20 protein-coding genes are annotated in these 22358 nt (G+C 67.2%); 4 read left to right on the top strand and 16 right to left on the bottom strand.

Annotated elements, in window-relative coordinates; translation table 11 throughout:
- Positions 1–10 precede the first annotated feature (10 nt).
- Positions 11–793 carry a hypothetical protein gene (locus NTY77_11895; GenBank protein MCX5796190.1) on the top strand — a complete coding sequence of 261 codons (783 nt, stop codon included), beginning with the start codon at positions 11–13 and terminating at the stop codon, positions 791–793.
- 25 nt (positions 794–818) lie between these two features.
- Positions 819–1835: a sel1 repeat family protein gene (locus tag NTY77_11900; protein ID MCX5796191.1), complete on the top strand. Its 1017-nt coding sequence runs from the start codon at positions 819–821 to the stop codon at positions 1833–1835.
- A gap of 1 nt (position 1836) precedes the next feature.
- Here the strand turns inward: NTY77_11900 and NTY77_11905 are convergent, their stop codons facing one another.
- From NTY77_11905 to NTY77_11940, 8 genes are all read right to left on the bottom strand, one after another.
- Entirely contained in the window at positions 1837–2808 is a 972-nt protein-coding gene (locus NTY77_11905) for a class A beta-lactamase-related serine hydrolase (protein ID MCX5796192.1), read from the bottom strand.
- Between the two features lie 409 nt (positions 2809–3217).
- Complete coding sequence (locus tag NTY77_11910) at positions 3218–3730, bottom strand: hypothetical protein (protein MCX5796193.1); 513 nt, start codon at positions 3728–3730, stop codon at positions 3218–3220.
- On the bottom strand, positions 3727–4080 hold the full coding sequence (locus tag NTY77_11915; GenBank protein ID MCX5796194.1) for a hypothetical protein: 354 nt from the start codon (positions 4078–4080) through the stop codon (positions 3727–3729). Before NTY77_11915 ends, NTY77_11910 begins: the two co-directional genes overlap by 4 nt.
- A gap of 9 nt (positions 4081–4089) precedes the next feature.
- A complete protein-coding gene (locus NTY77_11920) occupies positions 4090–5337 on the bottom strand; it encodes a propanoyl-CoA acyltransferase (GenBank protein MCX5796195.1) in 1248 nt (415 codons plus the stop codon).
- A gap of 11 nt (positions 5338–5348) precedes the next feature.
- Positions 5349–6143, bottom strand: coding sequence for an SDR family NAD(P)-dependent oxidoreductase (locus NTY77_11925; GenBank protein MCX5796196.1), 795 nt, complete (start codon positions 6141–6143; stop codon positions 5349–5351).
- 15 nt (positions 6144–6158) lie between these two features.
- Positions 6159–7466 (bottom strand): 4-hydroxybutyrate--acetyl-CoA CoA transferase, encoded by a 1308-nt coding sequence (locus tag NTY77_11930; protein MCX5796197.1) that lies wholly within the window; start codon positions 7464–7466, stop codon positions 6159–6161.
- A gap of 98 nt (positions 7467–7564) precedes the next feature.
- A complete protein-coding gene (locus NTY77_11935) occupies positions 7565–8542 on the bottom strand; it encodes a ketoacyl-ACP synthase III (GenBank protein MCX5796198.1) in 978 nt (325 codons plus the stop codon).
- A gap of 21 nt (positions 8543–8563) precedes the next feature.
- A complete protein-coding gene (locus NTY77_11940; GenBank protein ID MCX5796199.1) occupies positions 8564–9178 on the bottom strand; it encodes a TetR/AcrR family transcriptional regulator in 615 nt (204 codons plus the stop codon).
- A gap of 113 nt (positions 9179–9291) precedes the next feature.
- Here NTY77_11940 and NTY77_11945 point away from each other — a divergent pair, with 113 nt between their 5' ends.
- Complete coding sequence (locus NTY77_11945; GenBank protein MCX5796200.1) at positions 9292–11460, top strand: hypothetical protein; 2169 nt, start codon at positions 9292–9294, stop codon at positions 11458–11460.
- 4 nt (positions 11461–11464) lie between these two features.
- Here NTY77_11945 and NTY77_11950 read toward each other — a convergent pair whose 3' ends face one another.
- From NTY77_11950 to NTY77_11975, 6 genes are all read right to left on the bottom strand, one after another.
- Positions 11465–12568 carry a hypothetical protein gene (locus tag NTY77_11950; GenBank protein ID MCX5796201.1) on the bottom strand — a complete coding sequence of 368 codons (1104 nt, stop codon included), beginning with the start codon at positions 12566–12568 and terminating at the stop codon, positions 11465–11467.
- 12 nt (positions 12569–12580) lie between these two features.
- Positions 12581–14113, bottom strand: a complete 1533-nt coding sequence (locus tag NTY77_11955) for a hypothetical protein (protein ID MCX5796202.1) — start codon at positions 14111–14113, stop codon at positions 12581–12583.
- Positions 14114–14263: 150 nt separating this feature from the next.
- A complete protein-coding gene (locus NTY77_11960; protein MCX5796203.1) occupies positions 14264–14725 on the bottom strand; it encodes a (2Fe-2S)-binding protein in 462 nt (153 codons plus the stop codon).
- Positions 14722–15612 carry a xanthine dehydrogenase family protein subunit M gene (locus NTY77_11965; protein MCX5796204.1) on the bottom strand — a complete coding sequence of 297 codons (891 nt, stop codon included), beginning with the start codon at positions 15610–15612 and terminating at the stop codon, positions 14722–14724. The genes NTY77_11960 and NTY77_11965 overlap by 4 nt, the downstream gene beginning before the upstream one ends.
- A 9-nt stretch (positions 15613–15621) precedes the next feature.
- The gene (locus tag NTY77_11970; GenBank protein MCX5796205.1) at positions 15622–16434 is read right to left on the bottom strand and encodes a cyclase family protein; all 813 of its coding nucleotides are present in this window, start codon (positions 16432–16434) and stop codon (positions 15622–15624) included.
- On the bottom strand, positions 16431–17843 hold the full coding sequence (locus NTY77_11975) for a DUF1116 domain-containing protein (protein MCX5796206.1): 1413 nt from the start codon (positions 17841–17843) through the stop codon (positions 16431–16433). Before NTY77_11975 ends, NTY77_11970 begins: the two co-directional genes overlap by 4 nt.
- Positions 17844–18019: 176 nt before the next feature.
- On the opposite strand from NTY77_11975, the gene NTY77_11980 reads away from it, so the two are divergent.
- Positions 18020–19933 carry an ATP-binding protein gene (locus NTY77_11980; GenBank protein MCX5796207.1) on the top strand — a complete coding sequence of 638 codons (1914 nt, stop codon included), beginning with the start codon at positions 18020–18022 and terminating at the stop codon, positions 19931–19933.
- Here NTY77_11980 and fdrA read toward each other — a convergent pair.
- Both fdrA and NTY77_11990 read right to left on the bottom strand, forming a co-directional pair.
- Entirely contained in the window at positions 19930–21516 is a 1587-nt protein-coding gene (fdrA, locus tag NTY77_11985; GenBank protein ID MCX5796208.1) for an acyl-CoA synthetase FdrA, read from the bottom strand. The genes NTY77_11980 and fdrA overlap by 4 nt on opposite strands.
- Complete coding sequence (locus tag NTY77_11990) at positions 21507–22301, bottom strand: DUF2877 domain-containing protein (GenBank protein ID MCX5796209.1); 795 nt, start codon at positions 22299–22301, stop codon at positions 21507–21509. Before NTY77_11990 ends, fdrA begins: the two co-directional genes overlap by 10 nt.
- Between the last annotated feature and the right edge of the window lie 57 nt (positions 22302–22358).

The following is a 22358-nucleotide window of genomic DNA, read 5'->3' on the forward strand; positions in this document are numbered from 1 at the left end:
AGGTATCGCAATGAGAATCCGATCGGCAGGGGTCGCAGCGGTGTTGGCGTGCGGGCTGGCGGGGCCGGTCTGGGCTGAAGGCGTCGATCTCGCCACGCCTCCGGCCGAGATCCTGCAGGCGGCCGGGATCGGCGCGCGGTCCATGCCTTCTGCGGTCGCGTGGAACCGGGAGCACAGCAGGTCCATGCCGAGGCATCGCTTCGACTTGTCCACGCTCAACGGCTCTTACCGGCTGACGGAGAGGGCCGACGCCGGGGCGGGCTGCATCGTGGCCGAGAAGGCCGGCGACGAGAGGATCACGGTGGAATACGACCAGCGCGTGAGCGAGAGGTCCATGGCGCCTGATGATCATTTCGCCTCCATAAACGTGCGGACGCCGGAGACCTACGTGCTGAGCTTCATCTCCGACATCGACCAGGGGCCGATGCAGTACACGAGGCATGATGTGGAGAATCCTTCGCTGCTGGACGTGGCGGGCTGCGTGGCGTGGTATGGCCAGCTGGGGATCGCAGACGCGTACCGGTACTGCCGGGGCAACGTGCTGCCGAAGCCTCAGCCGGAGCCTGCTTTCAATCCCTCCTATTTCTACCGGGAGGTGTCGCAGACGACGGCGGACAACGAGGTGGTCTCCGAGAAGCTGCGTGAGGTGAGGCCGTCCGCGGACGTGACGGTGACGTCCCGGAGGATCACGAGGCTGAAGTTGGCCGAGGGAACGTTGACGGTGACTCAGCAGGAGCAGGAGGGCGCCGCCGCCCCGGTCACGGTCCAGCGGTGCGTCTACCAGCGGGATTAGGAAGGAGATGATGAAGCGAGGTCGCATGGCGATGGTTCTCTTCGCGCTCCTGGCGGCAGGCCAGCCCCTCCGGGCCGCCTCTCCTGATGAGGCGGCGGCGGCTTTTGCGGCCGGCGACTATCAGCGGGCCCTGAGAATGATCAAGCCCCTGGCCGACCAGGGAAATGCCCGGGCCCAGCACGACCTCGGCTTCATGTATGCCAACGGGAAAGGCGTCCCCCGAGACTACGCCGAGGCGGTCAAGTGGTATCGCAAGGCCGCTGGCCAGGGATTTGCTGAAGCCCAGAGCAATCTCGGCTCCATGTATGCCCAGGGAAAAGGCGTCCCCCGAGACTACGCCGAAGCGGTCAAGTGGTATCGCAAGGCCGCCGACCAGGGCTTTGCCGGGGCCCAGGACAACCTGGGCATGATGTATTTCAAGGGAGGGGGAGGCATCCCCCCGGACTATGCCGAAGCGGTCAAGTGGCTCCGCAAGGGCGCCGACCAGGGCTATGCCGAGGCCCAGGGCCACCTCGGCGCGATGTATGGCCTGGGGAAAGGCGTCCCCCAGGACCGCGCCGAAGCGCTCAAGTGGTATCGCAAGGCCGCCGACCAGGGTTATGCCGGGGCCCAGGACAACCTCGGCATGATGTATTTCAGGGGAGAAGGCGTCCCCCCTGACTACGCCGAAGCGGGCCAGTGGCTGCGCAAGGCCTCAGGCCAGGGTATCGCCGAAGCCCAAGGCACGTTCGGCTGGATGCATCTTATGGGGAAAGGCGTCCCCCGAGACTACGCCGAGGCGCTCAAGTGGCTCCGCAAGGCCGCCGAGCAAAGTGATGCCAGGGCCCAGAGCAATCTCGGGGCGATGTATGCCAACGGAGTCGGAGTCGCCCAAGATTTCGTCGAGGCGTACAAGTGGTTCATCCTATGCGCGGCTCAGAATTACGAGCCGGGAAAGCAGCAGATGGATAAAGTGCGTCCACGGATGACGAGCGAGCAGGTCGCCGAAGCGCGCCGACGCGCCGCTCAGTGGACGGCGCGGCATGCCGGCTCGGCTGGGTGAGTCAGCGGCTGAGGAAGGCGTCGACTTCGCGTGCGATGGCTTGTATCTTCCGCCCGCCGGGGCCCGTGCCCTCGTCGTTGTCCGGCAGGCTGGTGTAGACCGCCAGGACGTAGAAGCGCCCCTGCCCGCGCACGAGCGCCGCGTCGTTGCGGTTCTGAGAGAGCTGTCCGGTCTTGCCCGCGTAGACGGTCCCGGGCGGCAGGACCGAGGCGATGAGGTAGCGGTCCAGCTGGCCTTCCAAAGTCTTGAGCATGGCCCCGGAGGCCTCAGGCGAGACCAGCTTGCCCAGCGCCGCGGCTTCCAGCAGGAGCGCGGCGTCGCGCGGCGGCATCTGGTTGTAGCCGGTGGCGTCCGGGTCGGGCACGTCGGTCCCGGATGAGAGCTTGTGGCGCACGTAGGTCAGCAGAAGGCCGTTCCGATGGGCGAACTCGGTGGCGCTGCTGCGGCCTAGGACGTCGATGAGCGTGTTGGTGGCCGCGTTGTCGCTGCGGCGCACCATCACCTCGACCAGGTCGCGCAGGCTCCAGAGCGAGCCCGCCGTGATGGCGGGGTAGGGGTCATGGGGCGGTCCCCAGGTCCCGGTCATGTTCCGGGGAGAGATGGCGATGGACGAGTCCCAGGACCGGGCGCCGGAGGCGACCGCGTGATGGGCCTCGGCCAGCAGAGCGAGCTTGATGACGCTGGCCGCGGGCACTATGTCCAGGTCGTTCCAGCCGCCCCGGCCGGGGTCGGCCGGGGCGCGCAGATCGATGACCGAGATGTGGGCCTTGGAAAGGTCCATGCGCTTGGCGAGCCCCTGGAGGAAGGCCGAGATTTGTTCGGAGCTGGCGCCGATCCGGGCCGCGGGCACCGGCTCGCTCTGGGCGCCGGCCAGGCGCAGCTTCGTGATGCTCGTGCCCAGAGGGTCCAGAGCGGAGGCGGCTGCGCGCGAGGCGGGCAGCAGCAGGAGCGCGGCGAGGAGGATGGCGGCCATGCGCGATATTTTAAACACCCGGCCGCGCTCCGTCAAGGGTCCGGGAGAACTCGACTTCACCCACTTTCTCCGTTGCCGTTGCAGGAGGTTCCGGCGCGCAGCGCCGGAACCCGCCCGCCGCAGGCGCCCAAGAGGGGCTGACCACTCGCCTTTATGATTTCGCGTCGCCGAGGAAAGGGCGGCGCCGGGGTTGGCTCGGCGAACGCCGCGTTAGCCGCGAGAAGCATGCCTGGGCATGCGGGATTCCCTACACTTTTGAAAATTTCCGCTGAATTTTATGTGGTAATTCGCATCGCGCGCGCGATGTGAATTATGATTATTAATCCAGCAAAAATTTTTCGAAAACGAAGGCTCGCAATGAACCCCAACCATCTCACAAAAAGTGGGTGAACTGGTGTCCGGCAGGACGCTAGCGCGCCGGCACGTAGGCGCAGACATCCGTGAACTCATCTCCCCACAGGCTGAAGGTCCCGGATCTCACGCTCAGGATCCCGTTCTTGAGCTCCACCTCATGGACATCGCCTTTGTGCAGGTTGGGGTTCTTTGCCTTCGCAAGCTCCCCTTCGCGATACCGCAGCCGGTTGCCGTCGAAACTCGCCTCCCGAGGCCGGTAGCCGATGATGGAGCTGCTCCCCGGCAGGATGGCCATGGGGTTCTCGTTGACATCGACCTTGTAGCCGCGGTTGATGTCGAGGACCTGGGCGACGATGAGCCCCTGGCCTTGCGGCAGCCCGTAGATGCCGAGGTTCGGACCGACAGCATTCAGGAAGGACTCCTGGACGATCTCGATCCGTGCGTAGCAATCGCCCACGATCCTCTTATCGAGCGAGTATCTCCCCACGAGGGAAGAGAGTCCATCAGCCTGGGCGTTGGCGGCCAGGGAGAACGTCAGCGCGGCAAGAACGAGTCCGTATGATCTCATGCGGCACCTCCTTCGCTTGATGGGAGAACGCTGTCCTTGTCCCAGTGGATGAAGTTGGGATGGGTGACGTCCGGAGGCACGAGCCTGAGGTCCCCGATCCGGGTGGAGTGGTTGACGTCCGGCCCCACCACCTTCACTCCCACCGGGAAGGCGCCCCGGATCACGGCCCGGGCCTTGGCGCGGGCCTCCTCTTGCGAGGCTCCCGGAAACAGCCCGGCCGCGAGCGTCCCGGCCGTGCGGCCCTTCCTGTAGGAGATGGCCCAGCCCTGCGCGCCCTCTGCGAGCGTAAAGGTCATGTCGTTGTAGACGAGCTCCGCCTGCGCGGTCTTTTCAAGAGTCATGACTGGCATGGGAGCCTCCTAGTTCAGCCGCCGCATCACCGTGACGCAGTTCGTCACGGCCGAGCCGCCCACGTTGAAGGCCACGCCGATGTCGGCCTTCTGGGCCTTCACGCCGATGGGCTCGCCGATGAGCTGCTTGTAGACCAGGGCGTGCATGGAGGCGCCGGTGGCGCCCACCGGATGGCCCTTGGACTTGAGCCCGCCGGAGAGGTTGACCGCGACCTTGTCCTCGCGCGTAAAGCGCCCGTCGAGGTAGTCGTAGCCCGCCCGGCCGTCCTGGGAGAGGCCCAGCGCCTCGGTGGAGAGAATCTGGTTGATGGTGAAGCAGTCGTGCACCTCGGCGAAGTCCACGTCGCGCGCCGTGATGCCGGCCTCGGCGTAGGCTTTGCGCGCCGCATCCTTGCCGGCCTGGAGCTCGTGCATGTTGGGCCGCACGCCGATGGGCAGGCGCTCGACCGAGTGCCCGATGCCCGCGATCTCCACGGCCTTGCGGCCGTGCTTGCGGGCGGCGGCGGTGGGGGTCACCACCAGGGCCGCGGCGCCGTCGGAGACCAAGGAGCAGTCGTGCAGGCGCAGGGGCTTGGCGATCATCATGTTCTTGGACTTGCCCCGCTCGTCGAGCGCGCAGAGGGCCTTGAGGGCCTCGACGGATGTCGGTCCCTTCTTGGCGTGGGCCAGCGGGTTCTCGGCGCCGTTCTTGTAGCCGAGCGCGCCCACGGTGAAGAGCATCCTTTCGAAATCATCGTCGCTGATCTTGTGCTTGGCCTGGTAGCCCTTGGCGTACTCCGCGAAGAGCATGGGGAAGGACATGCCGCGCGAACCCTCGCTGGGCCAGTGCGAGCAGCAGGCCAGCACGTGCGTCATCTGCGGCGTGGGCAGCAGGTTCATCTTCTCCACGCCGATGACCAGCACGTTCTGGTAACGGCCGGCCTCGACGCCGTAAACCGCGTCGTAGAGGGCCACCGTGGAGGAGGCGCAGGCGCACTCCGTGCGCGTCATGGGCTTGAAGCGCAGGGAGGGGTGTATCTCCGCGGCCAGCGGCGCCACGTGCTCCTGGTTCAGGAACGAGGCGGGCGAGCAAGACCCCACGTAGACCGCGTCGATGTCCTCCGGCGCGACGTCGGCGTCCTCGATCGCGCCCCGGCCGGCCTCGATGAGCAGGTCGTAGTAGGTCTTGGTGTCCGTCATGAGGCCCGTGGCCGGGTCCTTCTTGACGAAGACGCCGAATTCCGTGTTGTACGCTCCGATGATGCTGGCTTTGCTCATGGTCTTTTCTCCTACTTGGCGATGCCCTTGGGATAGCAGAGGCCCCCGGTGATCTCGAGGGTCGTGGCGTTGATGGCTTCGTTCTCGATGGTATGGCCGATGAGGGAGGCGATCTCCTCGGGCTCGACCAGCCGGCCCAGGTGCACGTCGGCCACGATGGCCTTGAGCGCCTCCTGGTTCATGCCCTTGACCATCGGGGTGGCGGTGTAGCCGGGCGCGATGGCCACGCAGCGGATGTTCCTGATGCCGCGCAGCAGGAACTCGCCCACCACGATCTTGGGCAGCAGGGCGTCGGCCACCTTGGTGGAGGAGTAGTTGAGCTGGCCGACCTGCCCCGCCTTGTTGACCGAGGAGATGGGGATGAGCACCCCCTGCCAGCCGCCGTTGACCATGGCCTCGGCGCCGTCGCGGACGGTGAGGAAGGTCCCGGTCAGGTTGACGTCGATGACCGACTGCCACTTGTCCAAAGTCATCTTGCGGGAGACCTTGCCGGTGGCCTTGTCGATGTTGAGCATGGTGCCGTCGCGGATGATGCCGGCGCAGGCCACCACGATGTTGATCTTGCCGAAGGCGTCGGCCGCGGCCTTGAAGAAGCGCGCGGTGTCGGCCTCGCTGGTCACGTTGGCGTTGATGCCGACGGCCGAGGCGCCCTCGGCCTTGAGTTCGCCGACCACGCGGTCGATGTCCTTCTGGGACATGTCCACCACCGCCACCTTGGCCCCGTTCTTGGCCAGGTACCGGGACACCGCCTCGCCGATGCCGTTGGCGCCGCCGGTCACGACTGCTACGCTGCCTTTGATCTGCATTCTTGAGGTCCTCCTTTAAATGTAGTCCAGTTTGCTGGCCTGCTCGGTGAGCTCGGCCCGGAAGTCCGGGTGCGCCACGGCGATGAGGTTGCGCGCCCGCTCGCGCACGGTGCGGCCCCGCATGTGCGCGATGCCGAACTCGGTGACCACGTGGTCGCAGTCGGCGCGGTGCAAGGTCACGGCCGCGCCCGGGGGCAAGGTCGCGACGATGCAGCTATGCGTCCCCTTCTTGGCCGTGGAGGCGCAGGCGATGACGGACTTGCCCAGCCCGTCGTAGGCCTCCTTGGCTCCGACCGCGGTGTCGGTCTGTCCGCCGGTCCCGGAGTACTGCACCGGCCCGATGGACTCGCTGGCCACCTGGCCGGTGAGGTCCACCATGAGGCAGGTGTTGATGGAGACCATGCGCGAGTTCTGCCGGATGACCGCGGGGTCGTTGACCCAGGAGCCGCGGCGCAGCTCGATGGCGGGGTTGTCGTGCATCCAGTCGTAGAGCCGGCGCGAGCCCATGGCGAAGGTGGCCATGAACTTGTCGCGGCCCAAGGACTTGCGGCGGTTGGTGATGACCCCGGCCTCGTAGAGCTCCATCATGGAGTCCACCAGCATCTCGGTGTGCACGCCCAGGTCCTTCTTATCTTTCAGGGCCAGGGCCGCGGCGTTGGGGATGCCCCCGATGCCCAGCTGCAGGGTGGCGCCGTCGTCGACGAGCTCCGCGATGTGCCCGCCGATGGCCAGGTCCACCGGGCCGGGCTGCGGAGCGGGCAAGGAGGGGACCTCCTGGTCGTGCTCAACGAAGAAGTCCACGTCGCGTACGTGTACGATGGTGTCGCCGAAGGTCCGGGGCAGCCTGGGGTTGACCTCCAGGACCACGGTCCGGGCGGCCTCCACCATGTCCTTCTCGTAGGTGACGCCCAAGGACAGGGAGACGAAACCGTGCCGGTCGGGCGGGGTGCAGGTCCCGAAGAAGATGTCCGGCTTGCGGGCCTGGATGCGGTCCAGGGCCGCGCGATGCAGCATGTTGGGCACGTAGGTGACCGTGCCCGCGCCCGCGGCCTGGGCCTGGCGCGCCCCGGGGGCGTGGAACCAGGAGGCCAGCTCGAAGCGGCCCTTCATCTCCGGCTTCATGAAGAAGTCGTAGGGCTTGAGCGTCAGGACCGAGAAGACCCGCACGTCCTCCACGCGGTCCGCGGCCAAGTGGAACTTGGACATGCAGCCTTGCGGCTCTGAGGCGCATTGGGCCACGACGACGTCGTTGCCGGAACGGATCTTAGAAACGGCTTCTTCAACTTGGACCAGCTTGCCGCGATAAGGATCGGATTTCCTTATAAACGGCAGTGACGGGCCGAGGGATGGCCCCGCTTCGCGGGGCGGGTCCGACGCTTTCAGCGTCGGACCGCCTTCAACGGCAACGCTGAGAACCATGTTCAGTACCTCATGGCCAGCGAGGCCATGGACATGCCGCCGCCCGAGGCGCAGAGCACGAAGGTGTCGCCGCGCTTGAGCTTGTTCTGGGCGATGGCGTCGTGGATGACCATGGGGATGCAGGCCGAGCCGGTGTAGCCCCACTTGTCCATGATGCAGTGGGTCCTTTCCATGGGCAGTCCGAACATCGTCATGACCTCCTCGATGGTGGTCTTGCGGATCTGGGTGAAGAGGTAGAGGCCGACGTCCTCTTTGCGCAGTCCCGCCTTGGTGAGGACCTTCTCGATGAGGGGCGGCCAGTTGTCGCGGTTGAGGCTGGAGGGGAACTTCTTGAGCAGGCGCACCTGGTGCCGGCCGCCGGCTATGGCCTCGGCGCTGGCGACCTCGGCGGAGCCGCCCGCGTAGATGCCCATGTAGTCCCAGTACATCCCGTCAGCCGCCAAGGAGGAGGCCAGGAAGTGCCTCTGGCCCTCGCGCCGCAGGATCACGGCCCCGGCGCCGTCGCCGAAGAGGGGGTAGGCGGCGGAGTCGTTGGGGTCGAGGAACTTGGACATGGCGTAGGTCCCGATGACCAGCACGGTGCGGTACTGCGGGTCGGTCTGGCTGAACTTGACCGCGGTGTCCATGGCCGTGACGAAGCCGGCGCAGGCGCAGTTGACGTCGAAGGCCGCGCTGCTCTTGAGCCCCAGGTTGTGCTGGACGAAGGCCGCCGTGGCCGGGGAGAGGAAGGCCGGGGTGTCGGTGGCCACGATGAGCAGGTCCACCTCCTCGGGCTTGATGCCGGCGGCTTCCAGGGCCTGCCGGCCGGCCTTGACCGCGTGGTCGCCGGACGATTCGCCGGGGGCGGAGTGGTAGCGCGCGCCGTGGCCGATGCGCTCCAGTATGGAGGGCAGCTTGTCGCGGCCGAAGCGGTTGAAGAGGTCCTCGTTGGATACGAGCTTCTCGGGCACGTGCATCCCGGTTCCGATGATCTTAGGCATTTGTCCCTCCTGGATCCGTCTTTAGTCCTTCTGCGGCATCACGCCGCGGCGGTAGACCCTTCCGAAGAATTGGATGGCGTCTTCCTCGCTCATGCCATAATGCCCCTTCACCTTGAAGAGATTCTCCATTATGAAGAAATTGAAGTAGCCGAAGGTCACCATCATCATGGCGGCCACGGGGTCCACGTCCTTGGCCACCTTGGTGCCCGCGGCCAGCTGCACGCGCTGGTAGCGCTCGCGCATGGCCAGGAAGATCCGGGCGATGTGCTTGGCGTCGAACTCCACCATGTCCACGTAGATGAGGCGCATGTAGTCGCCGAAGCGCTCCACGGTCTCCTTGCTGGCCCGGCCCAGCTCCTCGATGTTGTCCGGGAAGCGCGCGCTGGTGAAGACCTTGGCCAGGGGCGCGTCGGCGGAGAAGTACTCCCGCTCGTACTCCGCCAGCAAGGTGGCGAAGAGCTTCTCCTTGGTAGGGAAGTGGTTATAGATGTTTCCCAAGGAGACCCCGGCTCGGTCCGCGATCTCGCGGGTGGAGGTGCCGTGGAAGCCTTGGCGGCGGAACAGCCCGGCCGCGGCCTTGAGGATGCGGCCCCGGTTGGCGGCCGTCTTGGTCGGAGCGTCGGTGCTGGGTTTCATCGTGCCTCCGAACTGAACGAGCGTTCGTTCATAAAGTATACCATGGTCCGCCTGCGCTGTCAAGAGCCGGCGGCAATCTTGACAAAAGCGGCATCCGGACCCATACTTGACCCATGAGCCAAGCGACGAAAGCCGTCATCGCAGCGCTGGTCCTTTCCGGCATCGCGGCCGGGGGCGCGGCCCGGGCCGGCTCCGCCGCCGCGCCGTCGGCGCCATTGGCGAAGGAGATCCGGCAAGCCGGCTTGGCCGCCGGATTGCCGGCCTTCGCCAAGCTCGATCCTGATTCGCCGGCGCATCGGCAGGCGGCCGGCGCTCTGGCGGCGCGCCTGCCCGCCGGCTTCACGGCCGCGGCGGCCGGAGCCCGGGAGAAGCTCAAGACGGCCCGCGATGCCGCGTCCCCGGAAGTCCTGCGCTGGCTCAAGCAGCGCACCGCCCAGCTTGAGGGCGCGGCTCGCGACAAGAAGATGTCCGCCCTGGCCTTATCCAAGGCCTTGGGGGACCTCGACGTCTACGCCATCTACGGCGCCAGCGCGGAGCACGAGATCGTCAGGATCGGGCAAAGTCTGGGAGCGACGGCGGATGCCGCGGCGGCTGTGAAGTCCAAGTTCAGCCCCCTTGAGCTGGAGCGCTCGGCCGGGGACAGGAAGAAGGCTTTGGACAATGCCTACGACCGGTCCGCCTATCAGGGCGACGCCGGGGATGTGGCGGTGGCCGCGGGGCAGCCCGGGAGATCCAACGCGCGGGTCCTGCCCTCCAGCCCCCGCGCCCCTTCCTTGCAGGGTCCGTCCATCCCGGTCCCCGCGGCCGCGGCGCCGGCCTGGCGCAGCGGCTGGAAAAGCATCGTGGTCTACGGCGGCTTGGCCGTAGTCACCGTCGCCGCCGTGGCGGGGGCCGTCGTCATCGCCACCCCGGTCGCGTTCGTCGCCGCCGGCGCGGTGGCCGTGGCCGCGATCACGGGCGGCGCGCTCTGGCACCACGGGCAGGCGGCCGACAAGGAGTGGACCTATTCGAAGAGTTTCCGCGAGATCTCCAACCTGGCGCAGGCGATCCGGGCGCGCAACGCCGGAGCGCTCGACGACATGCGGCAGACCGCCGAGGCGCGCCGCCAGCGCATGGAAGATCGGATCGCGGCCGCGGAGGCCGTCGGAGCCAAGACCGTGGCCGACGCGACGAACGACCCTCTCGCCAAAGCCGCCACCCTCGCTGGTTTCGACGGCCTGGTCATCGTGCGCACCGCTCTCAATGGCAACGAGCTTTCCGAGGAGCCCGGGCGGCGGGTCGGCGGACTGACGCCCCAGGCCTGGAAGGACGCGATCCGCGGCGCGCAGACCGCCGGCCAGCAGCGGCCGGAGAGAGCCCGCGAGGGGGAACTGGCTCGGGTGCTCAAGGATTTCCACGGCGAGCTGTCCCGGGAGAAGGCCGAGGCTGGACGTTTCGACGCCCTGCTCGGCGAATTCCAGAAGACAGTGCCCTTAGTGTTCGGCGGCAACCTCAAGGACCAAGCCAAGACGGCCAAGGCCGAGATCCAGCGCTTCAAGGACTCGGAGATCTCGGTGGAAGGGGGCATCCACGAAGCCGAGGACTCCGCCATGCGCAAGCGCGTGAGCGACCGTATCTACGGCCAGGACCAGCAGCCGGAATTCATCAAACGCCGGGACCATCACGACAGCCTGACCGGGCTGGCGGAAGGTCCGTTGAAATCAGCGGTGGGCCTGGCGCGCAGCGTGGACAAGGACTTGCAGGAGATGATCTCGCAGCGCAACACCGAGACCGCCATGCTGGCCATGGCGGTCATGAACGAACACGTGCCCGTGACCAAATGCGAGAGGGATTCGGATGGGGGACAGAGCTGCCATACCGAATACGAGGATCACAGCGGGACGTATAAGATGATGGCGGCCGTTGCGGGTTCCGCGGCCCAGGCCGCGGCCCACAAGGCTCAAGGCGAGATCGACGCCTTGCGCGGCCAGGTGTCTCAGCTGGCCTCGAACAAGACCCTGAAGTCCGAAGGCTTGGTCGCGGCCCTGCCGCTCACGGCCGGGCCCAATGTCAGCGCGGGCGGAGGCGGCTTGCTCGACATGTTCATCCCGGGCTTCGCCAGCCTCTTGATGACCGGCTTCAACGCGGGGTCGGCCTCGGATGCCCGCGCCAAGTTCGGCCCGGTCAAGGGCGCCCTAGAGAGCGTCAACGGAGTCATCAAGGAGCGCCAAGCCGGCGAAGGCCGGTGGCTTGACGGCCAGATCGACCAGGACCTGCAGCGGCAGATGGCTGCGCCGGCCTGAGGGCCTAGGCGGGGCCGGGGCTGAGTCCTTCGACCTGCTTCACGAGGCGGCGGAAGGCCGCATGCGCGTGGGGCATCAGCGGCTGGGCGGCGGGGATGAGCGCCTGGTCGCCGTCGACGTGCGTGGCGTCGTCGACAAGGACCAGCCGGTGCCGGCCGCCGGTGGCGGCTAGCTCAGCGTAGGGCTGGGCGTGGTCTTGGGCCGTGATGAGGAAGTCCTTGCCGCCGGAGAGGGAGACCAGGGGCTTGCCTGGGCGGCCGGTGTTGGAGATCTCGGCGATCGCCGCGCGGACCTGCGCCGGGCGCCGGGAGAGGTCGTAACCCTCCAGGGGGCCTTCGTAGGCCGGGTCCAGGTCCGCGATGAACACGGCCAACGAGGAGGTCCAGTAGAGGCCCCGGTACACGGCCAGGGCCTGCTCCCAGGCTGGGTCCACCGGGAGGCCGTCGCGCAGCATCCTGGGCAGGGAGATGAGGAGGTTGCGCTCCGGCCGCCAGAGCACGCCGGAGACGTCCACGCCGCCGTGCGCCAGTTCCGGCGACTCTTCCAGGAGCCGGCGCACGAGATATCCTCCGTTGGAGACGCCGACCGCATAGGTGCGTTCGGGAACGCGGCCGTAGTGCTGCGCGCTCTCCTCGCAAGCCTGGGCCGCCAGTTCCTGGAAACGGCGCAGCCAATGGCGGATGCTGGTGGTGCCGTCCATGGGGATGAAGAAGGAGTCGCCGTCGGCGGTGGTGTGGACGCCCTTGTCCATGCAGGCGAAGGCGTAGCCCTCATTAATAAGGAAGTCGGACCAGTAGAGGTCGTAGCCGTGCTCATCCGTGAAGCCCGGGGAGGCTGAGACCACCAAGCCGCCGTTCCAGTCCTTGGGCAGGCGCAGCAAGAACTTTGCCCTGTGCTCGGGAGACAGGCTCCCGGTCACCAGGCGGCCGGGCACGGGTCCGCTCAAGGGCGTCCAATAGGAGCGCGGCGGGGCGACGGACAGGGCGTCGAAGGATATCCCGCCTGATTCCCGGGCGGAGCGGGTGCTCAGATCCGCCAGCGCGAACTCCTCGCGCCGCGGCTTGGGCGGGCCTGCGGGCCGCAGGCCCAAGGCGCGGAAGGGGTTCATGGCGCGCCGGCCTCAGTGGTAGAGGTCTTGGTCGAGCTGCGCCGGCTCGCGCAGGGGATAGTAGTGGTCGCTGTCTACGACCTTCAGGTGGAACATGCCGCTTCCGTCGCGGAACTCGCGGCCCGGCTTGGGCGCGTCCTTGGGGACCTTGAAGCCGAAGAGCTCGAAAGCGAGCTTCGCGCTGACCCAGGGGATGAGCTGGTCCTTGGCCGCGTGGATGATCTCCAGGCGGATGCCGTAGTCGCGGATGCGCTGCACGTCCTCCTTGGTGAAATCGAGCATGGACGTGGCGTCGGCGCGGCGCAGGAAGGCCTCCTGCCAGCCCGGCGTGGCCGCGTTCTCCTCCACGATCTTGAGGATGTTCAGGCGCACGTGGTCGAGGGCGGGCGACCAGGGGTCGGCGAGCTGCTTGCGCAGCTCATCCACCGCGCCCTTGGAGGCCAAGCTCAGGAGCATGTTGCGCTGCATCTGGAGCCAGAAGAGCTGGGGCAGGACCATGGGCGCGAGCAGGGGGTTGGCCTTGACGGCGGCGTTCAGGGTCTTGCCGTAGGAGTCCATGAGGTCGAGTTGCTGGACGATGGCCTGGATGGCCTTGGCCATCTGCGCGTACTGCGCGCCGGCCGCGGTCTCGCTGTGCCCGTAATGGGTGGTGGTGTTGATGAGCGTGACCCGGCCGCCCTTGAGCAGGCGCATCGCCTGCTGGACTTCCAGGTCCTCGTGGAGCTGGACCATGCGCTGGAACACGAGCACTCCGTAGGAGTGCAGGGTCAGGCTCACGGACTTGGAGCCCGAGCGCTCCGCGGCGAGCACGATCATGCGCGCCATGTCGCGGGCGTCCGCTTCGTAAACCTTCTGGGTGGGCTGGAACTCCGTGGGCTGGTGGCCGCGCAGCCAGACGAAGTACTGGTCGGATTCCGCCTTGGCCTGGGTCTCGAAGAGGGAGTCGTAGCTCTCGGCCAGGGCCAGGCCGCCCACGAAGACCATGGGCGCCTGGGACGAGCCCTCGGCTTGGCGCGACTTATAGGAGATGGGGCTGCCGTCCGCCGCGCTGGCGAAGCTCGCCAAGGACCAGCCGCCTTCCGCGGTCCGCGACCAGCGCACGCGCGGCGCCGGGGCCGGGCCCTGGTCGTCGGCCGCGATGGGCAGGGCCTCGGCGCGGGCGGAGCCTCCGTCGAAGAGCTTGGCCGCGGCCTGATGCGACGCCGTCTCGGAGAGCTTGGGATCGGCCAGGGTCTGGGTGAACTCCGCCGCCCCGGCGGCGGCCGAGAGCTTCAAGGGCGCCTGCTGCGGCGCCGCGGCCGTCAGGACCGACAGGGCCGGCGACGGCGTCAGCGCGGGCAGAGCGGCGGTGAGCGGCGAAAGGGAAGGGGCGGTCAAGGATACGGAAAGGGCGGGGCTGCCCAGCGCTGACGGATTGACCGCGAGGAGCGGGGCCAGGCGCACGGTAGGCACGGCCGCCGCGCGGGACATGGAGATGATGGCGGCTGCGGATGCGGGGGATGCAGGAGCCAGAGAAATCAGGAGAAGCAGAGGCGCGATGGACATAAGCAGATGATAGGACAGTGGCGCCCTGCCGGGATGGGCCCATCAGGGAGAAGCGGGCCGGGATTGTGTCCTACGCCGTCCTGGGCCTAAGGGCCTACGTCTCGACGGAGAAAGGAGCTGTCACTGACTGAACGTTCGTTCGCTATCGCGTCACTTCTTGCAGGCGTCCTCGATGGCTTCGATGATGGGCGAATAGCCGGTGCAGCGGCAGAGGTTGCCCGCGATGGCTTCCTGGATCTCCTCGCGCTGCGGATGCGGGTTGTTCTGCAGGAGCTCGGTCGCGGCCAGCACCATGCCCGGGGCGCAGAAGCCGCACTGGAAGGAGCTGTGGTCCACGAAGGACTTCTGGAGCTTGGTGGGCCCGTCCTTCGAGATCCCTTCCAAAGTCACGATCTCGCAGCCGTCCGCCTCGATGGCCAGGACCAGGCAGGAGCGCACCGTGCGGCCGTTCAGGAAGACCGTGCAGGTGCCGCAGTCGCCGCGGTCGCAGCCCACCTTGGGGCTCTTGACGCCGAGCTTGTCGCGCAGCACGTCGATGAGCACGTCGTTGGGCTCCACGTCCACGCGGCGCTGCATGCCGTTGAGCTTGAGCTGGATGCTGGTCTTGGTCATAGGATGCTCGCTCCATACGCCGGGCCCTTGCCGGCGAGCCGCGCGGCTGCGGTCTTGAGCCCCCGCTCGAGCATGACCTGGGCCATGTGCAGGCGGTACTCCGAGCTCGCGCGGATGTCCGTGATGGGGGAGATCGACTGGGCGACCAGGGCCTTGGCCTTGGCGATGAGAGCCTCCGAGAGCCTCTTGCCGTTGAGGAGGGCCTCGATCTTCTCGGCGCGCTGGGCGATCGGGCCCACGGCGCAGAAAGCGAGCTTCCAGACGTTGCCTTCTTCGGCCAGGACCGCCAAGCCCACCTGGGCCAGGTCCTCGCCCCGGTAGCGCCCGAGCTTGACGTAGCAGCCGGCCGTCTTCTTCTTGGGCAGGGGCAGCTCCACGGCGGTCACGAGTTCGTCAGGCAAAAGGGCCGTGCGCTTGGGGCCCGTGAACCACTCCGACATGGGGATCTCGCGCTCTTCGACCGGGCCGCGCGTGCGCACGCAGGCCTCGTGCACCAGCAGCGCCGGGGCTCCGTCGAGGGAGGGGACCGCGGAGCAGAGGTTGCCCGCGAGCGTGGCGCGGTTGCGCACCCCGCAGGAAGCCACCGTGCGCGAGGCTTCCCAGAGCACGGGGAAGCGCGACTTGACGAGGTCGGACTCGATGAGCTCCGTGAAAGTGACGCGGGCCCCGATGGCCAGCGAGTCATCCTTGACGTCGAGATGCCAGAGCTCCGGGACGCCTTTCACATCGATGAGCGCCTGCGGAGCCTTCATCCCTTCCTTGAGCCAGACGATGAGGTCGGTGCCTCCGGCCAGGAGCTGGGCCCGGCCCTGATAGCGCGCCAGCAGGCTCACGGCCTCGGGCAGGTCCTTGGGTTTGTGATATTCGAAGTCGGTCGCTATGGGCATGCAGCCTCCTTACGGCGCCCAGGCCACGATGCGGCACATGGCGCTCTCCAGCTCGATGCCGCGCAGGGGGAAGCAGCCGATGAAGGCGCGCTTGTTGGAGAGCTTCTCGATGTCGCCGCCCAGGTTCTCGGCGTGCACGATCTTCTTCGGGAAGAGCACCAGGTGCATCACCTGGTAGTAGGTCTTGAGCGGGAACAGCTCGTCCCAGGTCTTGCCGTGGTCCGCCTGGAGCTTCTCGTCCGCCTCCGTGAAGGACTTGGGATGCCAGTTCCGGATGATGGTGTTCATGGGGTGGTCCGCGCTGCCGCAGTCCACGCCGATCCACTTGAACTTCATCTTGAGGCACCACTTGTGGAACGTCGGCCCCGGGCCCGGGTGCTTGACGAAGTAGCGCAGCTCGTCGGACCGGCGCTGGTCCCAGGCGAAGCGGTGATACCCGGTATTGATGATGAGGATGTCGCGCGGCTTGATCTCCACCTTGCTCATCAGGAGCTCGGGCTCGTAGAGACCGTAGTCGTCCATCTCCTTGGAGATGTCCACCACCGCGCCCGGCCCCACCCACTCGGCCATGGGCACCTGGCCGATGGAGCGTCCGCTGGCGTGGAAGTGGATCTCGCCGTCCATGTGGGTGCCCACGTGGTTGGAGGTGGTGATGACCTGGCCGTTGGCGCCCTGGCCCATGTGCGCGCCCGCGATGCGCTTGAAGTACTGGACCGAGAGGGGGATGTAGCTGGGCCAGGGCGGGGTGTGCACGCTCAGGCGCTGGGTGAGGTCGTACATCTTCACCTTTCCCATCAGGTTGATGAAGTCGTTGGTCTTCATGATCCGCCTCCGAGTTTTTTGGCGAGGCCGATGAGGGCCTTCTGGAACGGCTCCGGCGGGGCCGAGAGGATGCCCGCGCCGACCTGGCCGATGCCGGGCTCGCGGTGGGCTACCCCGGTGTCGATGACGGGGAAGATGCCCTTCTCCAGCACCTTGACCGCGTCTATGCCCGTGGGGCTGCCGCGGAAATCCAGTCCCGGGATCTGGTAGACGTTGTTCTCAGCCGCGGTGATCTCGTACATCTGGCGCGTGTAGCCCAGGGCGTCGGAGGCGCTGCCGCCGATGAACTGCACGATGGCGGGCGCGGCCGCGATGGAAAAGCCCCCCAGGCCGTTGGTCTCGGTGATGGCCGAGTCCCCGATGTCCGGGTTGGCGTCGGCTTTGGTGAAGCCGGGGAAGAACAGGGCGTCCGGGACGGGGGCTGGCCCTGTGAACCACTCCGAGTTAGTTCCCGAGAGCTGGATGCCGAAGTCCGTGCCGTTGCGCGCCATGACCACCAGCAGCGAGCTGTTCGGGATGTCCCGCGCGGCGTCCAAAGACACCTTGCTGGCGGGCATGGAGAGATTGAGGAAGAAGTGGTCGTTGCCGTTGATGAATTCGAGGACCGCGGCCGCGGTCTCCGGGTCCGGGGCCGTGCGCACCACCGCGGGCGCGAGGGCCCGGTAGAACAGGGAGGTCGCGGCCCGGTTGCGGTTATGGACCTCGTCGCCCATGTGCAGGGCCTGGGCGATGATGTTCTTGAGGTCCACCTTGCCAAGCTTGGCCACGGCCTTCTTGAGGACGGGATAGAGGACCGTCTCCATCCACTTGAGCTTCTTGATCACTTCCGGGCCGTAGGCGCCGTAGCGCAGGACCTTGCCCAGTCCTTCGTTCATGGTGCAGAAACCGAGGTTGCCGTGCTCCTCGTTCTTGAGCACGAACACGGGCATGGAAGCGGAGACCACGCCGGCCATGGGGCCGACCGCGCCGTGCTCGTGGCAGGGGGAGAACTCGACGGCGCCGGAGGCGGCGAGCTTGGCCGCCTCCTCCGGGGTCTTGGCCAGGCCCTCGTAGACGAGCGCGCCCATGACCGCGCCGCGCATGGGGCCGCACATGCGCTCCCAGGTGATGGGCGGCCCGGCGTGGAGGATGAGGTTCTTCTTCATGCCGGGGATGACGTCGAGCGCCTTCTCCAGGCCGATGAGCATGGGCTTGGCGGCCAGGACCTTTGCGACAGCCTTGGCGTTGGCCGCGGCGATGATGTCGGCCTGGGCCCGGACCGTCTGGAGCGCGCCCGCGTCCGCCGCGACCGGAGGCCGCCAGTCCACCTGCACCGACCGCGCTTGGCAGTGGTCGAGGCTTTGCTTGAAGGATTCCAGGCCGATGTTGACGACCTGGAGTTCGCTTTGGAAGAGGTCCTTGATGGGCATCGGCTCCGATTATAACACTTTGGCGGCGGGGCGGAGGGCGGGTAAAAAATGGGTAAATGGCATTGATTTCCAGGCAGCGCCGGTCTATACTTCAGTGAGTGGCGGGGGGCCACCTTTGGATCGCCGCGCATGAGTCCCCTCTCTCCTGCCCGCCACGCGACCCCTCGGGCCGGCGTGTGCGAGAGTTCTGGGTCCATAACCTCGACGTCGTCTTCTTCTTCTACGGCTTGTCCTTCATTGTGGCCGGCCTGCTGATATTCACGCAGCGCCGCGACAGCAGCCGGCGCAGCATAGCCCGGACCTTCGGCTGGCTGGCGGCGTTCGCTCTGGTGCACGGCGCCAATGAATGGCTGGACATGTGGCAGCTCTCCCGGGGCGACTCCGCCGTCGTCCGGACCACCGGGCTGCACCTGCTGACCATCTCGCTCATCTTCCTCTTCGAGTTCGGTCGCCGCGCCTTCGCCTTGTCCAGCCGCGGTAAATGGCTGGCCGGCTGCTGGCCCACCGTGGGCTTGGCTGCGGCGTGCCTCGCGCTCATGGCGACGGCCGGCAACGAACCCGCGGTCTGGCCCCGGTATCTCCTGGCCTTCCCCGGCGGGCTGCTGGCCGCCGCCGGCATCGGCCTGTACTTGAAGGAGAATCCCGCCATACAGGCGCTCCCTTTGCGGCGCTACCTCCTGGCCGACGCCGTGGCGCTGGCGTTCTACGCCGTGTTGAGCGGGCTCGTCGTGCCCCCGGCCGATTTCTTCCCGGCTTCGGTGATCAACCAGCCGGCGTTCCTGGATATCGTCGGCATCCCGGTCCAGATCTTCCGGGCCTTGTGCGCGGTCGTCGTGGCCTGCGCGACCTGGAGCATGCTGCGCTTCTTCAATGGGGAGGACTACGCGCGTCTGCAGCGCGAGACCGCCACGCGCGAGCAGGCGGAGGCGCAGCTGCTGCAGGGCCAGAAGCTCCAGGCCGTGGGCCTGCTGGCCGCGGGGCTGGCCCACGATTTCAACAACGTGCTGACCACCATCGTCGGCTACAACTACTTCGTGCTGGAGGGGCTGGAGCCGGGCAGCCCGCTGCGCAGCCTGAGCCTGGAGATCCGCAAGGCCGCGGACCTGGCCGCGTCATTGTCCCGGCACGTGCTGGCCGTGAGCCGCAAGCAGACCGTGCTGCCGCAGGTCATGGAGCCCGATTCCGTCATCATGGAGATGGCCAAGATGTTCCGGCGGCTCCTGGGCGAGAACATCAAGCTCGACTTCCACCCGCATCCCTCCTTGTGGCCGGTCAAGATGGATTGCGGACAGCTTGAGCAGGTGCTCATGAACCTCGTGGTCAACGCCCGCGACGCCATGCCCCGCGGCGGCCGGCTCGTCATCGCGACGAGGAACCAGACCGTGCGCGACGGCGGCGGTCCGGAGGCCGGGCTGGCCCTGCCGCCGGGGCACTATGTGTGCCTGGAGGTGCGCGACACGGGCACGGGGATGGATGCGCATGTCCGGGCGCGGCTCTTCGAGCCTCTCTTCACCACCAAGCCAGCCGGCCGCGGCACGGGCCTGGGGCTGTCCACGGTGAAAAGCATCGTCCGGGATTGCGGCGGCGGCATCTCGGTCGAGAGCGCTCCGGGCCAGGGCTCGGCCTTCCGCATCTACCTGCCCCGCGCCGAGGGCGGACCCGAGGCCCTCCTGCCCGGTGAGGCCCGCAAGACCGGCGGGGAGGGGCATGAGACCATCCTGGTGGTGGAGGATAACGCCACCCTGCGCTCATTGATCAAGAGGATTCTCAAGGAGAAGGGCTATCGCGTCTTCTCCGCCGCGACCGGCAAGGAGGCCCGGCTGCTCTGCCGCCGGCTGAGGGAACATCTGGATCTTCTGCTCTGCGACCTGATCCTGCCGGACTGCTATGGCACGGAGGTGGCCAAGAAGGTCTGCGCCGCGCGGCCCGGGATCAAGGTGGCCTACATGACGGGCTATCCGGGCGGAGTCATGGGCAGCGATTTCAACTTCGACGGGGCCGTGCTCATCGAGAAGCCCTTCTCCCCGGAGACCTTGCTGCGCTGCCTGCGGCGGCTGCTGGACTCCAAGCCTGCGAGCGCGGCGCGCTAGAGTACCGGCTTGGCCTCTTTCTCCAGCTCCCGGGCGATGCGTCCCGCGAACCGCGCCGCCGCCGCGTTGGTCGGCAGGACCACGACGCCGGCGTCTTTGAGCCGCCGCTCGACCCGGCTGCGCACCTGCGGGTCGCCTTCCGTGCCGGTGACGGAGCAGACGAAGCTCAGGTGCCGGCCCGCGTCTTCGGCGAGCTTGCGCGCCGCGGTGATTGCCGGCACGAGCTCCCCGGCCGGGTCCATGTTGGAGCCGTAGCCCAACACCACGTCCAAAAGTATCACGGCGGTCTCCGGGTCCTTGGCCTCGTCCTGGATGCGCCGGTTGCGCAATGAGAAATCGATCATGGGATGCGGCCGGCCCACCGTGAAGGCGTCCTCGCCCAGGTCCACCACCGTGTGCCCCTGGGACTTCCAGGCGTCCGCCATTTCCTTGAAAGGAGGGATCGGCGCGTTGGAATACGCCTCGCTGAGCAGGTTCCGGAAGATCACCTGCGTCTCGCCGCAGAAGGTCCCGCCGCTGAACAGCCCGCGCACGTACCTCTGGCTCTTGGCGAACCGCGAGGCTTCCCGGAGCGCGGTGCCGCCTATCTCGGCGTCACGCCGCTTGAGCCCCTCGCGGACCGACTCCGCGGTCTGGCCCTGGGCCAGAGCCACGGCCAGCAGGGCCGCCTCTTCCAGGGTGGCCGCCGCGGTCATGCCGTAGCCGGCCACGGTCTTGGCGTCGGCGCCCAGGAACATCGCCACCACGGGCTTCTTGACCGACTTCACGGCCGCGCCGAGCTTCTTGATGACCGTCTCGTGCGGCGGCTTCGATATGAGGACGATCACTTTGGTCCCCTCGTCCTCGGCCAAAGCGCGCAGGCCCTCCAGGAACATGATGCCGCCCACGTCCTTCTTCACGTCCCGTCCGCCCGTGCCGATGGCTTGCGAGATCCCGGCGCCTTCGTTGGAGATGATGGACGAGACCTCCTGCAGACCCGTGCCCGCCGCGGCGACGATGCCGATCTCGCCGCGAGACACCGCATTGGCGAAAGCCAAAGGCACGCCGTTGATGATGGCCGTGCCGCAGTCCGGCCCCATGACCAGGAGGCCCTTGGTCTGCGCGAAGGTCTTGAGCGCGACCTCGGTCTCCACCGATACGTTGTCCGAGAAGAGCATCACGTGCAGGCCCTTGCGCAGGGCCGCCATGGCCACCTCGCCCGCATAGCGGCCCGCCACCGAGATCATGGCCATGTTGGCGCCCGGCAGGACCTGCAGGGCGCTGGCCAGGCTTTTGGGAGCGTAGGAGGCATCCGGCTTGGAACGCTTGCGCACGCTCTTGAGCAAGGACTCGGCCTCGGCCAACGCCGCGACGGCTGATCCCTCGTCCGCGGTCTTGACGCTGATGAGCAGGTCCGTGTCGCCCGCTTTGGCGAGTTCAGGGCACAACAGCCCGGAGGATTTGAGGATGGCCAGGTTCTCGGCCGTGCCCATGACCACGGCTGCGTCGCCTACGCCGGGCTTGGCGGAGAGCTCGCGGCCCACGATCATCAAGGTCACGGAGTCGAAATAGGCGCCCGTCTTGATCATCCCTTTCACGACCATAATGAGTCCTCCTTTTCTAAGGCCAGCATCAGGCCCACGCAGGTGTCCGCGCCGGAAGTCTCGCCCACGGCAAGGACCTCGTCCAAACGGTCCTCCGACGGCTCGGCGAGCAGGTCGCGCAGGCGTTCGAAGAAGCGGCCTTCCCGGGCGCAGTCCAGGAAGGCGGTAGAGAGAGGGTTGGAGCCGCGGGAGCAACCGTAGACCCGATCGATATCCGCGGCAGAATCCCCGCCGCAGATGCGCTGCCGGACATGGAGCCCCCAGAGATAGCCGGACAGCAGGTCGTCGCCGCTGGGCGTCAGCCCGAGGCCGGCCCCGCGCGCGGCCTCGGCGCCGGCCTCCAGGTTGCCGCTGCGCAACTCCCGGGCGGCCGTCTGAAGGCGGCGGGTCAAGACCTTCTCGAAGCCCGAAACCAAGCCGGCGCAGCGCGTATCATCGAGCAAAAAGGCCAGGCTCTTGGGATGGGCCTTGCGCAGCAGTAGGTCCCGGAGCCGGCGCATGCCGACCTTGGCGCCGCCATGGACCCGCAGCGCGGAATCGAAGAGAGGGAGCTTGGGGAAGCTCGCGCCGTCCAGGGAGAAGGAATCGCCGCTGACTTCCAGGCGGCGGATGGAGGAGAAGTCGAGGCCCTCCATCACGATGTTGATGGGCCCGCCGCCTATGGCGGGAACCACGATGCTGGCCAACCGTCCGTCGCGCGTGAAGTTAACGGCTTGGTCGAAGCGCGAATGCAGCGCGTAATCGCCCGGTCCGATGCGATCGCCGAAGCTCAGGACTTTGGTCATGGCCGGATGGCAGAGTATATTAAATCAGTGTGCATTCTAAATTGGTATCATAGGTCT

The sequence above is a fragment of the Elusimicrobiota bacterium genome (assembly GCA_026388095.1).
In the GTDB taxonomy this organism is placed as follows: Bacteria; Elusimicrobiota; Elusimicrobia; order UBA1565; family UBA9628; genus UBA9628.